The sequence below is a fragment of the Arthrobacter sp. 05T444 genome (assembly GCF_056395905.1).
The window spans coordinates 371137-387739 of record NZ_JBFTKK010000002.1 but is presented as its reverse complement, the minus strand read 5'-3'; the positions used below and the strand labels follow the sequence as shown (position 1 = coordinate 387739).

The 16603-nt window shown below is 65.6% G+C and carries 16 protein-coding genes; all 16 read left to right on the top strand.

The genetic code is table 11. The annotated features are described in order from the left end of the window. Positions 1 to 28 precede the first annotated feature (28 nt). The 16 genes from AC1DD3_RS03915 (at position 29) to AC1DD3_RS03840 (ending at position 16559) form a co-directional block, all read left to right on the top strand. Positions 29 to 460 carry an organic hydroperoxide resistance protein gene (locus AC1DD3_RS03915; RefSeq protein WP_476880970.1) on the top strand — a complete coding sequence of 144 codons (432 nt, stop codon included), beginning with the start codon at positions 29 to 31 and terminating at the stop codon, positions 458 to 460. Next, entirely contained in the window at positions 457 to 1485 is a 1029-nt protein-coding gene (locus tag AC1DD3_RS03910; protein ID WP_476880969.1) for an NADP-dependent oxidoreductase, read from the top strand. Before AC1DD3_RS03915 ends, AC1DD3_RS03910 begins: the two co-directional genes overlap by 4 nt. Positions 1486 to 1760: 275 nt before the next feature. Beyond that, entirely contained in the window at positions 1761 to 2867 is a 1107-nt protein-coding gene (locus AC1DD3_RS03905; protein ID WP_230117125.1) for a BMP family lipoprotein, read from the top strand. A 166-nt stretch (positions 2868 to 3033) separates the two neighbouring features. After that, positions 3034 to 4668 carry an ABC transporter ATP-binding protein gene (locus AC1DD3_RS03900; protein ID WP_230117126.1) on the top strand — a complete coding sequence of 545 codons (1635 nt, stop codon included), beginning with the start codon at positions 3034 to 3036 and terminating at the stop codon, positions 4666 to 4668. Next, positions 4661 to 6151 (top strand): ABC transporter permease, encoded by a 1491-nt coding sequence (locus AC1DD3_RS03895; protein ID WP_476880968.1) that lies wholly within the window; start codon positions 4661 to 4663, stop codon positions 6149 to 6151. Before AC1DD3_RS03900 ends, AC1DD3_RS03895 begins: the two co-directional genes overlap by 8 nt. Continuing rightward, positions 6148 to 7476, top strand: coding sequence for an ABC transporter permease (locus AC1DD3_RS03890; protein ID WP_230117128.1), 1329 nt, complete (start codon positions 6148 to 6150; stop codon positions 7474 to 7476). The genes AC1DD3_RS03895 and AC1DD3_RS03890 overlap by 4 nt, the downstream gene beginning before the upstream one ends. Positions 7477 to 7481: 5 nt before the next feature. Next, positions 7482 to 7922: a cytidine deaminase gene (locus AC1DD3_RS03885; protein ID WP_476880967.1), complete on the top strand. Its 441-nt coding sequence runs from the start codon at positions 7482 to 7484 to the stop codon at positions 7920 to 7922. After that, entirely contained in the window at positions 7919 to 9232 is a 1314-nt protein-coding gene (locus AC1DD3_RS03880; protein ID WP_230117130.1) for a thymidine phosphorylase, read from the top strand. Before AC1DD3_RS03885 ends, AC1DD3_RS03880 begins: the two co-directional genes overlap by 4 nt. A gap of 4 nt (positions 9233 to 9236) precedes the next feature. Then, positions 9237 to 9863: a DedA family protein gene (locus AC1DD3_RS03875; RefSeq protein ID WP_230117131.1), complete on the top strand. Its 627-nt coding sequence runs from the start codon at positions 9237 to 9239 to the stop codon at positions 9861 to 9863. A 94-nt stretch (positions 9864 to 9957) separates the two neighbouring features. Then, entirely contained in the window at positions 9958 to 10701 is a 744-nt protein-coding gene (locus AC1DD3_RS03870) for a DedA family protein (RefSeq protein ID WP_230117132.1), read from the top strand. 70 nt (positions 10702 to 10771) lie between these two features. After that, a complete protein-coding gene (locus AC1DD3_RS03865) occupies positions 10772 to 11914 on the top strand; it encodes an adenosine deaminase (RefSeq protein WP_230117133.1) in 1143 nt (380 codons plus the stop codon). Positions 11915 to 11981: 67 nt separating this feature from the next. Beyond that, entirely contained in the window at positions 11982 to 12581 is a 600-nt protein-coding gene (locus tag AC1DD3_RS03860; protein ID WP_230117190.1) for a MazG nucleotide pyrophosphohydrolase domain-containing protein, read from the top strand. A 122-nt stretch (positions 12582 to 12703) separates the two neighbouring features. Continuing rightward, entirely contained in the window at positions 12704 to 13984 is a 1281-nt protein-coding gene (eno, locus tag AC1DD3_RS03855) for a phosphopyruvate hydratase (protein ID WP_230117134.1), read from the top strand. A gap of 161 nt (positions 13985 to 14145) precedes the next feature. Next, entirely contained in the window at positions 14146 to 14874 is a 729-nt protein-coding gene (locus AC1DD3_RS03850) for an FtsB family cell division protein (RefSeq protein WP_230117135.1), read from the top strand. 75 nt (positions 14875 to 14949) lie between these two features. Then, positions 14950 to 15615 carry a DUF501 domain-containing protein gene (locus tag AC1DD3_RS03845; RefSeq protein WP_230117136.1) on the top strand — a complete coding sequence of 222 codons (666 nt, stop codon included), beginning with the start codon at positions 14950 to 14952 and terminating at the stop codon, positions 15613 to 15615. After that, positions 15612 to 16559: a Ppx/GppA phosphatase family protein gene (locus tag AC1DD3_RS03840; RefSeq protein ID WP_230117137.1), complete on the top strand. Its 948-nt coding sequence runs from the start codon at positions 15612 to 15614 to the stop codon at positions 16557 to 16559. Before AC1DD3_RS03845 ends, AC1DD3_RS03840 begins: the two co-directional genes overlap by 4 nt. The last annotated feature ends 44 nt before the right edge of the window (positions 16560 to 16603 follow it).

The window sequence follows — 16603 nt, the reverse complement described above, 5'->3', positions numbered from 1 at the left end:
TCTCCGAAACGACCAGAACGGAACTACTTTGAAGACTCTTTACACTGCCGAGGCACTCGCTTCAGGCGAGGGCCGCGACGGCTCAGCCCGCTCCAAGGACGGCAGGCTCGACGTGAACCTGGCCAGTCCGGTGGAGCTCGGCGGAAGCGGCGAGGGCACCAACCCGGAGCAGCTCTTCGCCGCCGGCTATGCTGCCTGCTTCCACTCTGCCCTCCGCGTCGTCGGCCGCAAGGAACGGGCCAATCTCACTGACTCCGCCGTTGCGGCGAAGATCCACTTCGGTGCCCTCGACGGCGGTGAAGGCTACGGCCTGGCTGCCGAACTCAAGGTCGCCCTGCCCGCCCTGGACCGCGCCGCAGCCGAATCGCTCATGGAAAAGGCCCACCGGATCTGCCCCTATTCGAACGTGACCCGCGGCAACATGGACGTGGCCCTGACCCTGGTGGAGTTTGCGGCATGAGCACCAACGACGAGCGGGCTCTGCCCGTCACCACCCGTGAGATCCAGCTGGCATCCCGCCCGGTGGGACGTCCGGTTCCGGAGAACTTCCGCCTGGCTGAAACGCCGCTTCCCGAGCTTCAGGACGGCCAGGTCCTGGTCCGCAACCTGTTCATCTCGGTTGATCCGTACATGCGCGGCCGGATGAACGACGTCAAGTCCTACTCGGCGCCGTTTGCCCTTGATAAAGCGCTCGACGGCGGGGCGGTGGGTGAGGTGATCGCGTCCAGGGCCGAAGACCGCAAGGTGGGGGACGCCGTCGTACATCCACTGGGCTGGCGGGAGTACGCGGTGCTGGACGCCGGCGCAACGACTCCCGCGCGCACGGAGCTGGCACCGGCATCCGCGTTCCTTGGTGCGCTCGGCATGACCGGGCTCACGGCGTACGCCGGACTGCTGAAGGTTGCCGAGTTCAAGGCGGGGGATGCCGTATTCGTCTCCGGCGCCGCCGGCGCCGTGGGCTCGCTGGTGGGTCAGATCGCAAAGGCCATGGGCGCCTCCCGGGTGATCGGCAGTGCGGGAAGCCCGGAAAAAGTTGCACGCCTGCTAGAGCTCGGCTTTGACGCGGCGTTCAATTACCGTGATGCGCCGGTCCGGGACCAGCTGAGGGAAGCTGCCGGCGAGGGCGGGATCGATGTGTACTTCGACAACGTGGGCGGGGACCACCTCGAAGCTGCGCTGTCCGTCCTCAACGTCGGGGGCAGGGTTGCCCTGTGCGGCGCCATCGCGCAGTACAACGCCACGGAACCGACCGCCGCTCCCCGGAACCTTGCGGTGGCCATCGGAAAACAGCTGACGCTGCGCGGCTTCCTCGTGGGCGGCCAGAGGCAGCATGCGGCGGAGTTCGCCGAGCGGATGTCCGGCTGGCTGGCAAACGGCACCGTCAGGTATGACGAGACGGTGGTGGACGGTCTCGAGAACGCTCCGCAGGCGTTCATGGATCTCCTCGACGGCGGCAACACCGGAAAGATGCTGGTGCGGATCTAGCTCCGAAAGCGCGAGCCCAACCACTGCGGGACGCTCCGACGGAGTGCGTGCACACCGGCGGGCTACTCATAGGTAACAAGTTCTCAACAATCTTCATTTTTCGCCTCGGATGTGTTATCCGGACGTGGCGCAGGCCACTACAGTGGCTTCATAAGTGCGCTTCGGCGCAGTGCTGCGAAACCATCAGTGAAAACAGAATTTCAGTGTGGAGCATTAGAAACGGACACTCATTGAATCTCCGTCGTGGCGCCTATCTCGTTCTTCCTGGAGGAAATTTGAAGATCTCACTGCGTGCAAACGTCAAGCGCGGTTCACTCGCCGGCGTGGCTTCCGTTGGTGCGGCGGCCCTGCTTCTGACCGGCTGCGGCCCGGCACCCCAAGCGGGCAGTCCGTCTGCCACGGCCAGCGACTACACCGGCTGCATCGTGTCCGACTCCGGCGGATTCGATGACCAGTCGTTCAACCAGTCGTCCTACGAAGGGCTCAAAAAGTCCGAGAAGGACCTTGGCATCAAGGTCAACCAGGTCGAGTCCAAGACCAACAACGACTTCGAGCCCAACCTTCGCGCCATGGTCTCGGCAGGCTGCAACCTGACCATCACGGTCGGCTTCCTCCTCGGTGACGCCACGAAGGCTCAGGCCGCGGCTAACGCTGACAAGCACTTCGCCATCATCGACGTCGGGTACGACAAGCCGATCGCCAACGTCAAGCCGATCATCTATGACACGGCGCAGGCTGCATTCATGGCCGGCTACCTCGCCGCCGCCTCCACGAAGACCGGCACCGTCGCCACCTTCGGCGGCATCAAGCTCCCCACCGTCACGATCTTCATGGACGGCTACGCCGACGGCGTGAAGTACTACAACGAGAAGAAGGGCAAGAGCGTCAAGCTTCTCGGCTGGGACAAGGCCAAGCAGGACGGCAGCTTTACCGACGACTTCGAAAAGCAGGACAAGGGAAAGCAGCTGACCCAGAACTTCCTGGACCAGGGCGCGGACATTGTCATGCCCGTGGCCGGCCCGGTGGGCAAGGGCGCCGGCGCTGCGCTGAAGGAAGCAAAGGCCGCAGGCAAGGACGTCAAGCTCATCTGGGTTGACTCCGACGGCTTCCTCACCGCCCCCGACTACAAGGACATCATGCTGTCGTCCGTCATGAAGCAGATGGGCTCCGCCGTTGAGACCGTCGTGAAGGAAGACAAGGACGGCAAGTTCACCAGCGAGCCGTATGTCGGCACGCTCGCCAACGACGGCGTGCAGCTGGCCCCGTTCCACGACTTCGATTCGGCCGTCCCCGCCGACGTGAAGTCCGAGCTGGACCAGATCAAGAAGGACATTGTGGACGGCAAGCTGAAGGTTGAGTCCGCAGCCAGCCCCAAGGCGTAACTTCCTCCGCTAAGCGCCACCGCCCGGATGGTCATTGACTGCACGGGAGGTGGCGCTTTTCGTTGGGCGTACCCGCTCAACCCATGACTGCAGGCACTAGGCTGGTGCTGCAGCCACATATCCCGTCCGGCCTTCACTACCGGACGCAACGAGATTGGTCAGAGTTTTGAAACTTGAACTCAAGGGGATCACCAAGCGCTTCGGCTCCCTGCTCGCCAATGATCACATAGATGTGGTTGTTGAACCCGGACAGATCCACTGTCTGCTGGGCGAAAACGGGGCCGGCAAGTCCACCCTGATGAACGTTCTTTACGGGCTGTACGAGCCCACCGACGGCGAAATCCTCATCGACGACGAGCCCGTCAGCTTCCGCGGCCCCGGAGACGCCATGGCTGCCGGCATCGGCATGGTGCACCAGCACTTCATGCTGGTGCCCGTGTTCACCGTCGCCGAAAACGTGGCGCTCGGCGCCGAATCCACCAAGGCAGGCGGCTTCCTGAACCTGGAGGACACCCGCCGCAAAATCCAGGAGATCTCGGACCGCTACGGGTTCGACGTCGACCCCGACGCACTCGTGGAGGACCTCCCGGTGGGCGTCCAGCAGCGCGTGGAAATCATTAAGGCACTCGTGCGGGACGCCAGAGTACTGATTCTGGATGAACCGACGGCGGTGCTGACGCCCCAGGAGACCGACGAGCTGCTGGACATCATGCGCCAGCTCAAGGGCGGCGGCACCTCCATCGTCTTCATTTCGCACAAGCTGCGTGAGGTCAAAGCCGTTTCGGACATCATCACCGTGATCCGCCGCGGCCAGGTGGTCGGATCCGCGGATTCCGGTGCCTCAACCACGGAACTGGCGTCCATGATGGTGGGGCGCGCCGTGAACCTCACCCTGGACAAGGCCCCCGCGCAGCCGCAGGAGACCACCTTCGAGGTCAAAGACCTGACCGTGGTCGCGCCGAACGGCCACCACACCGTGGACGGCATCAGCTTCAGCATCGCCCGTGGCGAAATCCTCGCCGTCGCCGGTGTCCAGGGCAACGGGCAGACCGAGCTCACCGAGGCGATCCTTGGCCTGCAGGAGCGGGTCAGTGGCTCGATCCTGCTCGACGGCAAGGAACTCGTGGGGCGCAGCGTCAAGGACGTGCTGGATGCCGGCGTCGGCTTCGTGCCTGAAGACCGCAAGGTTGACGGCCTGGTGGGCACATTCTCCGTGGCCGAAAACCTGGTCCTCGACCTGTATGACAAAGCTCCCTTCGCCAGGGGCATCAGCATGAGCCCGGCCAAGGTCCTGGAGAACGCCAACTCCCGGATCGGCGAATTCGATGTCCGCACACCGTCCGCCGCAGCCGCTGCCGGAACGCTGTCGGGCGGCAACCAGCAGAAAGTGGTGATGGCCCGGGAGCTCTCGCGGCCGCTGCGGCTGTTTATCGCCTCGCAGCCCACCCGCGGTGTGGACGTCGGCTCCATCGAATTCCTGCACCGCCGCATCGTGGCCGAACGAGACACCGGCACCCCGGTCATGATCGTCTCCACCGAACTTGATGAAGTCATGGAGCTCGCGGACAGGATCGCCGTGCTTTACAAGGGCAAGCTCGTAGGAATCGTCCCCGCGGGAACAGGGCGCGACGTCCTGGGGCTCATGATGGCGGGACTTTCACCCGATGAGGCACACGCGGACAAGCTCCACCACCGCGACCCCGCCCTAGGAAACGACCCGGTACCCGGCAACAGCCCAGCCCTCGGCAACAGCCCTACGCCGACGTCCGCCTCCCGCGCCGAAGGAGGCGACCATGACTGACCAGACCCAGCCACACCACCCCGACGGCAATCCCTCGGGCCCCGACGCTGACAAACACGAAGCTGACAAGCACGACACCGACAAGCACGACACCGACAAGCACGCCGCTGACAAGCACGACGCCGGCAGGCCGCACACAGACAAGCCCCACGCGGACAGGCACCATGCGCCGAAGCCCGCGGACGAGGAGACCGCCGCCGTCGTGTCACTGGACACTGCCGGCGGAGCCATGGGACCCTCCGCCGTTCCGGCCACCGCCCAGAGCGGCAAGATCCCAGGCGGCCCGGAAACACTCGTCCGCAGGATCTTCACCGGCAGCGGCACCGTATCGGTCCTGGCCGTCCTGCTCGCCCTGATCCTCGGCGGCCTGCTGATCGCGCTCACCGACAAGCAGGTCGGCGCCACGGCAAGCTATCTGCTGGCACGTCCCACCGACTTCCTGTCGGCGGTCTGGAACGCCGCCACTCGTTCATATGTGGCACTGTTCCAGGGCTCGGTGTTCAATCCGCGCGGAGGAGGCATAGGCGGGCAGTTCGCCCCGCTCATGGAAACACTCACCATCGCCACGCCCCTGATCACCGCCGGCCTGGGCGTGGCCCTGGCCTTCCGCGCCGGGCTGTTCAACATCGGCGCCCAGGGCCAGATCATCATTGCCGGCATCCTGGCGGCATGGACCGGTTTCGCCCTGCACCTCCCGGTGGGCCTGCACCTGCTGCTGGTCCTCGTGGCCGGCATCATCGGCGGTGCCTTCTGGGGCGGACTGGTGGGTTACCTCAAGGCCCGGACCGGAGCCCACGAGGTCATCCTCACCATCATGTTCAACTACATCGCGCTGTACCTGCTGAGGTATCTGCTCAACACCCCCGCGTTCCGGCGGCCGGGGGAGTCCAACCCCATCTCCCCGATCCTGGACCCCAGCGCCGTCTACCCGCAGATCTTCGGCAGCCAGTACCGGCTCCACCTCGGCTTCCTCCTGGCCATCGCCATCACGGTCTTCGTGTGGTGGCTCCTGAACCGCTCCACCGTGGGCTTCGAGTTCCGGGCGGTCGGCGCCAACCCCAAGGCAGCGCAGACCGCGGGCATCAATGTCTCCCGCTCAACGATTCTGGTAATGGCCATTGCCGGCGCCCTCGCAGGCCTCTCCGGCGTGGCGCAGGTAGCCGGCACGGAAAAGGTCCTCACCGACGGCGTCGCCGCCACGTACGGCTTTGACGCCATCACCGTGGCACTCCTGGGACGTTCGACGCCGTGGGGGACGTTCGCTGCCGGCCTGCTGTTCGGCGCCTTCCGCGCCGGAGCGGTCCAGATGCAGATCCAGACCGGAACGCCGATCGACATCGTCCTGGTGGTCCAGTCGCTGATCGTTCTCTTCATCGCGGCTCCGCCGCTGGTGCGGGCAGTGTTCGGGCTGAACCCGCGGCGCAAGAAGCCGGTAACCGCCGGCAAGTCCAAGACCGCAGCCACCACGGGAGGTGCAGCATGAGCACAACAGCAACCTCGCCCCAACCGGGAAAACCGCAGGCGGGAACCCCGCCGCGGGCTGAAGAGCGCCAGCAGGCAACGTCTGAGAAGCCGGTGACCTGGAAGGTTCCCGTCCTCTTGTCGGCACTGGGCATCGTGGCCTTCATCTTCTTTGGCCTTATGGGACCCAACCAGACGGCACGGTTCGGCCTGTCCTCCAGCGGGGATTTCTTCCAGCTGCCCGCGCTGGAGGTCCCGGGCTTTCTGGGCGGCATCGTGCTGTCGGTCATCATGCTGGGCCTGGCCGGCTACGCCGTTTACCTCAAGACGAAGGACCAGGCTGCACCCCGCTGGCTGCCCATCGCCTTCATCGTCCTCTTCGTCGCTGCCTTCCTCATCTGGGTGGTGGGCGGTGCCCGCACCCCGAGCATCTCCCTTGCCGGCCTCATCGCCGGCTCCGTGACGCTGGCGGTTCCCCTCGTGTTCGGCTCGCTCTCCGGAGTGCTGTGCGAGCGGGTGGGCGTCGTGAACATCGCGATCGAAGGCCAGCTGCTGGGCGGGGCCTTCACGGCAGCCATGGTGGCCAGCATGACCAGGAACCCGTTCATCGGACTGCTGGCAGCAGCGGTGGCAGGCGCCGTCGTCTCCATGGTGCTGGCGCTGTTCAGCATCAAATACCTCGTGAACCAGATCATTGTGGGCGTGGTCCTGAACGTCCTGGTCTCCGGCGTCACCGGCTTCCTGTTCAGCACAGTGATGCAGGCTGACAAGGCGACGTTCAATTCTCCGGGGCGGCTCCCGATCATCGACATCCCCGTGCTGTCCGGCATTCCCGTGCTCGGGCCCATCCTCTTCAAGCAGTCCCTGGTCGGCTACCTGATGTACATCGCGGTGATCGTGGTGTGGATCGGACTGTTCAAGACCAAATGGGGCCTGCGCGTCCGTGCCGTCGGGGAACACCCGCAGGCCGCGGATACCATGGGCATCCGGGTGAACGCCACACGGTTCTGGAACGTCACACTGGGCGGTGCCATCGCCGGCATCGGAGGTTCGTTCTTCACGCTGGTGGCGATCGACAGCTTCACCAAGGAGATTTCCGGCGGGCGCGGGTTTATTGCCTTGGCAGCCCTGATCTTCGGACGCTGGAACCCGATTGGCGCGTTCTTCGCGGCCCTGCTGTTCGGCTTCGCAGACAACCTGCAAAGCATTGTGACCATCATCGGCACCCCGGTCCCCAGCCAGTTCATGGCCATGCTGCCGTATCTCGTGACCGTTTTGGCGGTGGCCGGCCTGGTCGGCCGTTCCCGGCCCCCGGCCGCCAGCGGCATCCCTTACGTCAAGGGCTGACCGCGGTGGACAAGAGCGTCTCGACAAGCTCGACCACCCGGGGCGAAAAGTCCGACGTCGACTGGCCGGCTTTGGAGGCCGCCGCCGTCGCGGCGATGAAGAACGCCTACGCGCCGTATTCCAGGTTCCCGGTGGGTGCGACCGCCCTCACCGGGGACGGCCGGGTCGTGAGCGGCTGCAACGTTGAAAACGCAAGCTACGGCCTGACGCTGTGCGCCGAGTGCGCGCTCGTGGGCAACCTGCAGATGACCGGCGGCGGGCTGCTGCGCGCCTTCTATTGCGTTGACGGCGGCGGCAACGTGCTCATGCCCTGCGGGCGTTGCCGCCAGCTGCTGTACGAATTCCGGGCTCCCGGCATGGAGCTCATGACCACGCAGGGAATCAAGACCATGGACCAGGTGCTCCCCGACGCATTCGGCCCCCAACACCTGGAGGAAACACGGTGACCCAGAAGACCGAGGCGTTTGACGCCGTCGACATCATCCGCACCAAGCGTGACAAGGGCATCCTGAGCCCTGCACAGATCGACTGGACCATCGACGCCTACACCCGCGGCGTCATCGCCGAAGAGCAGATGGCCGCGCTGAACATGGCCATCCTGCTCAACGGCATGGACCGTGCCGAGATCTCCCGCTGGACCGCCGCGATGATCGCCTCGGGCGAGCGGATGGACTTTTCGAGTCTCCAGCGTCCCGACGGCGGCGTGAAGGTTACGTCCGACAAGCACTCCACCGGAGGCGTGGGCGACAAGATCACCCTGCCGCTGGCACCCCTCGTGGCCGTATTCGGGGTGGCCGTGCCCCAGTTGTCCGGACGCGGCCTGGGGCACACGGGCGGCACACTGGACAAACTGGAGTCCATTCCGGGCTGGCGCGCCGCGCTGAGCAACGAGGAAATGCTGGCTCAGCTTCAGGACGTCGGGGCGGTGATCTGCGCTGCCGGTGCTGGCCTGGCCCCGGCGGACAAGAAGCTCTACGCGCTCCGTGACGTCACGGGCACCGTCGAAGCCATCCCGCTGATCGCGTCGTCGATCATGAGCAAGAAAATAGCGGAGGGCACGGGATCGCTGGTGCTCGATGTGAAGGTGGGCAGCGGCGCCTTCATGAAAGATGAGGCCCGTGCCCGGGAGCTTGCCGAGACCATGGTGGCCCTCGGCAAGGACGCCGGAGTGAACACGGTGGCACTGCTCACCAACATGAGCACGCCCCTCGGCCTGACGGCCGGCAACGCCATCGAAGTGGAGGAGTCCGTGGAGGTGCTGGCTGGCGGAGGGCCCGAGGACGTGGTGGAACTGACGGTCCGGCTGGCTGAGGAAATGCTGGCCTGTGCCGGCGTGAAGGACGCCGATCCTGCCGCGGCACTTAAAGACGGCCGCGCCATGGATGTCTGGAACCGGATGATCAAGGGGCAGGGCGGGGATCCCCAGGCAAAGCTGCCGGTCGCGAAGGAGTCCGAAACCATCTACGCACCGGCGGACGGGGTCCTCGTGGAACTGGACGCACTGGCCGTGGGCGTTGCGGCCTGGCGGCTTGGAGCCGGCCGCGCCCGCAAGGAGGACGTGGTACAGGCCGGCGCCGGCGTCCGGCTGCACGCCAAGCCTGGAGCCACTGTGCGGGCGGGGGAGCCGCTCATGACGTTGCTGACGGACACCCCGGAGAAATTCGCCCGCGCCAAGGAGGCACTCGAAAGCGCTGTCACCATCGCGCCGGAAGGATCGCGTCCGGCACAGCAGCTGATCATCGACCGCATCGCCTGACCCAATGCAGGCCATCAACGACTTCATCCTTGCTGCCGCCGGGCAGCCCTGGGTCCTGATCCTTGTCCTGGCCTGCTGCATCATTGACGGTTTCTTCCCACCCATCCCCAGCGAGTCCGTCGTGGTGGGGCTGGCGGCGGTCGCGGCCACCGCGGATGTCCCCAATCCGTGGTTGCTCATAGCCACCGCGGCGCTGGGGGCGTTCACCGGGGACAACACCGCGTACCTGATCGGCCGGGGCGTCGGCACGCGGCGCTGGCGCTGGATGCGGGGGCCCCGCATGCAGCGGGCCTTCCGCTGGGCAGGGCGTGAGCTCAGGAAGCGCGCGGCGTCGCTGATCCTCGTGGCGCGGTTTATCCCGATCGGCCGGGTGGCCGTGAACCTGACCGCCGGGGCCACGCACTATTCCCACGCCCGGTTCGTCGGGCTGACAGTGCTGTCCGCGTCACTGTGGGCAGCATATTCAGTGGGGATCGGGCTGTTCTTTGGCCAGTGGTTCGAGAACAATCATCTGCTCGGCGCCGCCATCGCGATCGCCTGCGCGATTGTGCTGGGCATCGTGGTGGACATCGTAATCAGCCGGATCCGGGGGCGCCTTCCGGACCCGGCAGGGGAGGGCGAGTTTTCCTGAACGGGCGTAGCGGACTATGCTCCGGCCATGGGACACTAAAGAGCGATTTGCGTCACTATTGTTTTGGTCATTTTCCGCTAGGAGCAACACCCGCGTGGAGTTTATTAATGAGGCCGTGCTCCATGCAGCGGGTCAGTGGTGGATTTACCCCATCTTGCTCGTGTTCTTTTTCGTGGACGGCTTCGCCATGGTTGTTCCCAGCGAGACACTCATCGTGGCGCTGGCGGCGTTCTCCCGGCAAAGCGGCAATCCAAACCTTTGGATACTGGGGTTCACTGCGCTCGTCGGGGCGATGGCCGGCGACAACATGGCATATCTCCTCGGCCGGAAAATCGGACTGAACCGCTGGAAATGGATGCGCCGGCCAAAAGTGCAAAAGGTCTTCGGCTGGGCGCGGTATGAGCTGGAGAAGCGCGGCGCCGTGCTGATCTTCACGGCCCGCTACATCCCCTGGGGGCGAGTGGCCGTCAATTACGTTGCCGGAACCACAGGGTTTCCGCACCGCCGGTTTTTCGTCCTGGACGGGCTGGCCTGCTTTACCTGGGTTGGGTATTCGATCGGCATCGGTATCGTTGCCAGTTCGTTCCCCTGGCTGCACAGCAACCCTCTTCTCGGGGCGGGCATCGCCGTGGTGTTCGCCATCATCCTCGGCATCGCCATTGACCATTTGCTGCGCTGGTGGCACAAGCGGCTCGGCCGCCACGACGCCGTGCATGCGCCGGGAAGCACAACCGAACATCGGCCGGCACCGGAGGGTGCCCCGAAAGGACCCGACGCCGAAAGCCTCGCCGCCGAGCGGCCGGCCGCGGTGGCCGCCGACGTCGAATCGGCCCGCTGAGCTTAGCCCGCCAAACGCGGCCTCCGCATTGCCGTTGGCATTGCGCGCGGTCCAACCCTAGAGTTGGTACGTGACTGAGCCAATCGTTGACGCCGCCCCTGCCCTTGACTTCGACCTGAAGAGCCTTCCAAAGGTATCCCTTCACGACCACCTGGACGGGGGTCTGCGACCGGCCACCATCATCGACCTGGCGGAGGCCGTTGGCCACACCCTCCCTTCAACAGACCCCACCGCACTCGGGGAATGGTTCCGTGAGTCCGCCAATTCCGGTTCTCTGGTCCGCTACCTCGAGACCTTTGACCACACTATTGCCGTGATGCAGACCAAGGAAGGGCTGTTCCGGGTGGCGAAGGAATTCGTGGAAGACCTCGGGGACGACGGTGTGGTGTACGGAGAGGTCCGCTGGGCTCCGGAGCAGCACCTCCAGAAGGGCCTGACGCTCGACGAAGTGGTTGAGGCCGTCCAGGAAGGTCTTGAGGCTGGTGTGGACGCCGTGGCCGAGTCCGGGCGCGAGATCCAGGTGGGCCAGCTGATCACGGCCATGCGGCACGCCGACCGCGGCCTGGAGATCGCGGAGCTGGCCGTCCGCCACCGCGACAACGGCGCCGTCGGCTTCGACATTGCAGGTGCCGAAGACGGCTTCCTGCCGTCGCGCTTCCGCGACGCCTTCACTTACCTTGCGGAAAACAATTTCCCCGCCACGGTTCACGCGGGCGAGGCCGCAGGCCTTGACAGCATCCAGTCCGCCCTGGTGGACGGACGGGCACTGCGCCTCGGCCACGGCGTCCGCATCGCCGAGGACATCATGGTCGAGTTCGACAGCGACGACGCCGACGAAGACGATGACAACATCGGCCTCGTGACGCTCGGAAACCTCGCCAGCTGGGTCCGGGACCGCGGCATCCCCCTGGAGATCTGCCCGTCCTCAAACCTGCAGACCGGAGCCATCGCAGGCTTTGGGGAGGGCATCGAAAGCCACCCGCTGGACATGCTCTACCAGCTCGGCTTCAACGTGACCATCAACACGGACAACCGCCTCATGAGCGGCGTAAGCCTCACCGACGAGTTCGAGCTTCTGGTAGAGACGTTCGACTATGACCTCGACGACCTGCTTGAACTGACGCTCAACGCCGCCGAGGCGTCCTTCCTTCCGCTGGAGGAAAGGGAAGCCCTGGTGGAGTACATTAACGACGCCTACGGCGACCTTGGCTGAAAGCAGCGCCGGGGAGGTCTCCAGACTGCTCGAAATAATTGCAGCACTCCGCGAGCACTGCCCGTGGATGGGGGCCCTCACGCATGAGTCGCTCGTGGAGTACCTCCTCGAGGAGGCCTACGAGGTGGCGGAGACGATCGAGACCGGCGCCGACGAAGCCGAGCTGAAGGGCGAACTGGGCGATGTGCTGCTGCAAGTGGTGCTGCACGCCCGGCTCGCCGAAGAGCGCGGCACCTTCGCTTTCGGCGACGTCGCCCACGGCCTCACCGCCAAGATGATCCGGCGCAATCCGCACGTCTTCCGGCCGGACGGCTCCCTGCAAGACTCCTTTCCGGCAACTGTGGAGGAGATAGTGCTCAAGTGGGACGCCGTCAAAAAGGCCGAACGGCCGGAACGGGCCACCCACTTTGAGGGCATCCCCGAAGCGCTGCCGGCCTTGGCCCGTGCCCAGAAAACCCTCGACCGGGCCGCCCGGGCGGGTCTGACACCTCAAGTTGGGCATGCCCATCCGCTGGTTGAGCTTGTCGAAACCTGTGACTCCGAGAACCAGCTCGGTGACCTTCTGTTCGCGGTGGTCCGTGCTGCCCGCGGCAAGGGGTTTGATGCCGAACGCGCCCTCCGGGGCGCAGTCCGGCGGTACCAGAACTCAGCTCCGCCGGGATCATGACGTCCGGGTTCTGGATAGGTTTCCGTAACGTGCACCACTCTCGACTACGCTAGTCCCTGACGAGGACGTCGAGATTTTCCGCTAGTTTCCCAGTAAATCGCTTCACCATAAGGAGCATATTCATGGCGCTTATCGATGCCATCCACGCCCGCGAGATCCTCGATTCCCGTGGCAACCCGACCGTAGAAGTAGAAGTTCTGCTCTCCGACGGCCAGATCGGCCGCGCAGCGGTTCCCTCCGGCGCCTCCACGGGCGAGCACGAGGCCGTTGAACTCCGCGACGGCGACAAGGGCCGGTACCTCGGCAAGGGTGTCCAGAAGGCCGTTGACGCGGTCATCGACCAGATCGCCCCGGCCCTGATTGGCTTCGACGCCACCGACCAGCGCAGCATCGACCAGGCCATGATCGACCTGGACGGCACTGCCAACAAGGGCAAGCTTGGCGCCAACTCCATCCTGGGCGTGTCCCTGGCTGTTGCCAACGCCGCAGCGGCCTCCGCGGACCTGCCGCTCTACAAGTACCTGGGCGGCCCCAACGCCCACGTCCTTCCGGTGCCGCTGATGAACATCCTCAACGGCGGCTCGCACGCCGACTCCGACGTGGACATCCAGGAATTCATGATTGTCCCGATCGGCGCCGAGACCTTCTCCGAGGGCCTGCGCTGGGGTGTCGAGGTCTACCACAACCTCAAGTCAGTCCTGCAGGCCAAGGGCCTGTCCACCGGTCTGGGCGATGAGGGCGGCTTCGCGCCGAACCTGCCGTCCAACCGTGCCGCTTTGGACCTGATCCAGGAAGCCATCAAGAACGCCGGCTACACCCCGGGCAAGGACATCGCCCTGGCCTTGGACGTCGCCTCCTCCGAGTTCTTCACGGACGGCGCCTACCAGTTCGAAGGCAAGGCACTTTCCGCCACCGAGATGAGCGCCTACTACGCCGAGCTGGTAGCCGACTACCCGCTGGTTTCCATTGAGGACCCGCTCGACGAGAACGACTGGGAAGGCTGGAAGACCCTCACCGACGCCATCGGCGACAAGGTCCAGCTCGTGGGCGATGACCTCTTCGTCACCAACCCGGCCATCCTGCAGCGCGGCATCGACACCAAGACCGCGAATTCGCTGCTCGTCAAGGTCAACCAGATCGGTTCCCTGACCGAGACGCTGGACGCCGTGTCACTGGCCCAGCGTGCCGGTTACACCACCATCACCTCGCACCGTTCCGGTGAGACCGAGGACACCACCATCGCCGACATCTCCGTCGCCACCAACGCCGGCCAGATCAAGACCGGCGCCCCGGCCCGCTCGGAGCGTGTAGCCAAGTACAACCAGCTGCTGCGCATCGAAGAGGAACTCGACGACGCCGCACGCTACGCCGGACGCAGCGCCTTCCCGCGTTTCAACGGCTAGTAGCCGGATAAACAACTGACCGGTGGCTATGGTGGAAAGACCATAGCCACCGGTTTTTGTTTGAGGCCGTTGCCCGCTACGGCCGCTGCTCGTCAGGCCGGCCACCGTCCAGCGTTACCGTCCAGCGTTACAGCCCAGCGTCACGCGTTTACAGGAGTGTCATGGCTACCCGCCGTCCCAAAGTTCCCCGGGTGACCCCAGCATCCCGGCACCCCGAGACCGGATCCCCCGGGGGAGACGTCATCCAGGCGGACTTCGGCGGCCACCGTCCTGCTGACGCCGTCAGGGAAACGGGCACACGGGAAAGCGGTGCAGCGGGCGCCAGGGAATCGGCTGCGTCGAAAGCAAACGGCACCCACGGGCAGCCAGCCAAGGGAACGGCACCTGCTGGCGGACCCGCGCCCGCAAAGGGATCCGCCCCCGGCAAGGAAGCAGCCGGGAAAAACCGCGGCACATCCGGATCCTCAGCGGTTCAGGCGGCCGACGAAGCCCTCGACCCCGTTCCCGCCAAAGCCTTTTCCGGCCGCATGCTGGCACTGGCCGTCGTTATGATTGCCATCACCATCATGCTGGCGCCCACCGTAAAGATCTTCATCGACAAACGGGCGGAGATCGCGGCGCTGGAAGCGGACATCGCCGCCAGCAAGTCGAACCAGGACAACCTCAAGCGCCAGGTCTCGCGCTGGCAGGACCCGAACTATGTCAAGCAGCAGGCCCGGGACCGCATTAACATGGTTATGCCGGGAGAGACCGGCTACTGGGTGTTCGGCAGCGACCTGCCGGCCGGCGCGTCAGGCAGCCAGCCCGGTGCAGCAGCAGCACAAGACCCCGCCAACCTGCCGTGGGTGGATTCCCTCTGGGAGTCCATCAGGCGTTCGGCAACAGACTAAGAGCGGCGCCCGCCGCGGGACTGTCTCACACGCCTTTGAGACAGCCAGATCCGGGCAGGAAGGACGGCCGCGCCAGTGGACGAGAACACGGCAACAGCGCCGGAGGAATCCCGCCAGCCATCGGCACACGATCTTGAGGTGCTGAGCCGCCAACTGGGCAGGCCGGTCCGTGACGTCGTCGAGATCCCCGCGCGCTGCGTCTGCGGCAACCCGCTCGTGGCGGCCACGGCTCCCCGGCTCAGCAACGGCACGCCGTTCCCCACCACCTTCTACCTCACGCATCCGGTGATCACGTCAGCCGTGTCACGCCTTGAGGCGGCCGGGCTCATGAACGAAATGAACGACCGCCTCACCGCGGATGAAGCGCTGGCGGCAAGCTACCGCGGCGCCCACGAGGCATACCTCGCATCCCGTGCCGAAATCGGGGCCCGCTCCGGCATTGGCGGCGTGCCCGAAATTGACGGCATCTCGGCCGGCGGCATGCCCACCCGGGTCAAATGCCTGCATGTGCTCGTCGGCCAGTCGCTCGCCGCCGGCCGCGGCGTGAATCCCCTCGGCGACGAAGCCATCGACGCCATCGCCGAGTGGTGGACCGCCGACCGCTGCTACTGCGACGGCGCCTGGGACACCGACGGTGAAGCGCCGTCGAGGGACCTCAGCCGCCACGGTCCGCAGGGCCTGCCGGAAATCGTCGGGCGGCCCGCACCCGTCCGGAAGTCCAAGCAGGAGGCCGGCGAATGACCAGGGTTGCAGCCATTGACTGCGGTACCAACTCCATCCGACTGCTTATCGCCGACGTCGACCGCGGCAACGGCGCCACCAAACTCACCGACATCGTGCGGGAGATGCGCGTGGTGAGGCTCGGGCAGGGCGTTGACGCCACCGGCGAGCTCGCGCCCGAAGCGCTGGAGCGCACGTTCGCGGCCACCGCGGATTACGCCGCAATGATCCGTGAATACCGGGCTGAGAAGGTCCGCTTCGTGGCTACCTCCGCGAGCCGCGACGCCCGCAACCGCCAGGTGTTCGTGGATGGCATCCACGGCCTCCTCGGCGTGGAGCCGGAGGTCATCTCCGGCGATGAGGAAGCCGCGCTGTCCTTCGCCGGGGCCAGCAGCGTGCTGCCGCTCTCCGGCAGTGACCGGGTACTGGTGGTGGACCTGGGCGGCGGCAGCACGGAATTCGTGCTGGGTGACACCGGCGGCGTGATCGCCGCGAAATCCGTGGACATCGGCTGCGTCAGGCTGACCGAACGCCACCTCAAGAGCGATCCGCCCACGGCCGAACAGATCGCCGCGGCTGAGGCTGACGTAGATGCCGCGATCACCGAAGCGGGCCTGGACGTTCCGCTGGAACGCAGCACCGCCGTCGTCGGGGTTGCCGGTTCCATCACCACCATCACCGCGCATGCGCTGAAACTGCCGGAGTACCTGCCGGCCGCCATCCACGGTGCCGAGCTGTCCATCGAAACCATCCAGGCTGCGGCAAGCGACCTGCTGAGGATGACCAAGGCGCAGCGGGCCGAACTGCCGTACATGCACCCCGGCCGGGTTGACGTCATCGGCGCCGGAGCGCTGGTCTGGCGGCAGATCCTCACCAGGATGGGCGAGCTCACGGGCGGAGCGGTCATTACAGCCACCGCCAGCGAGCACGATATTCTTGACGGAATTGCCCTGAGTGTCAGTTAACTGAGTGTCAGCTAACGAGGCACCAGCCAACCGAGTATTGGATC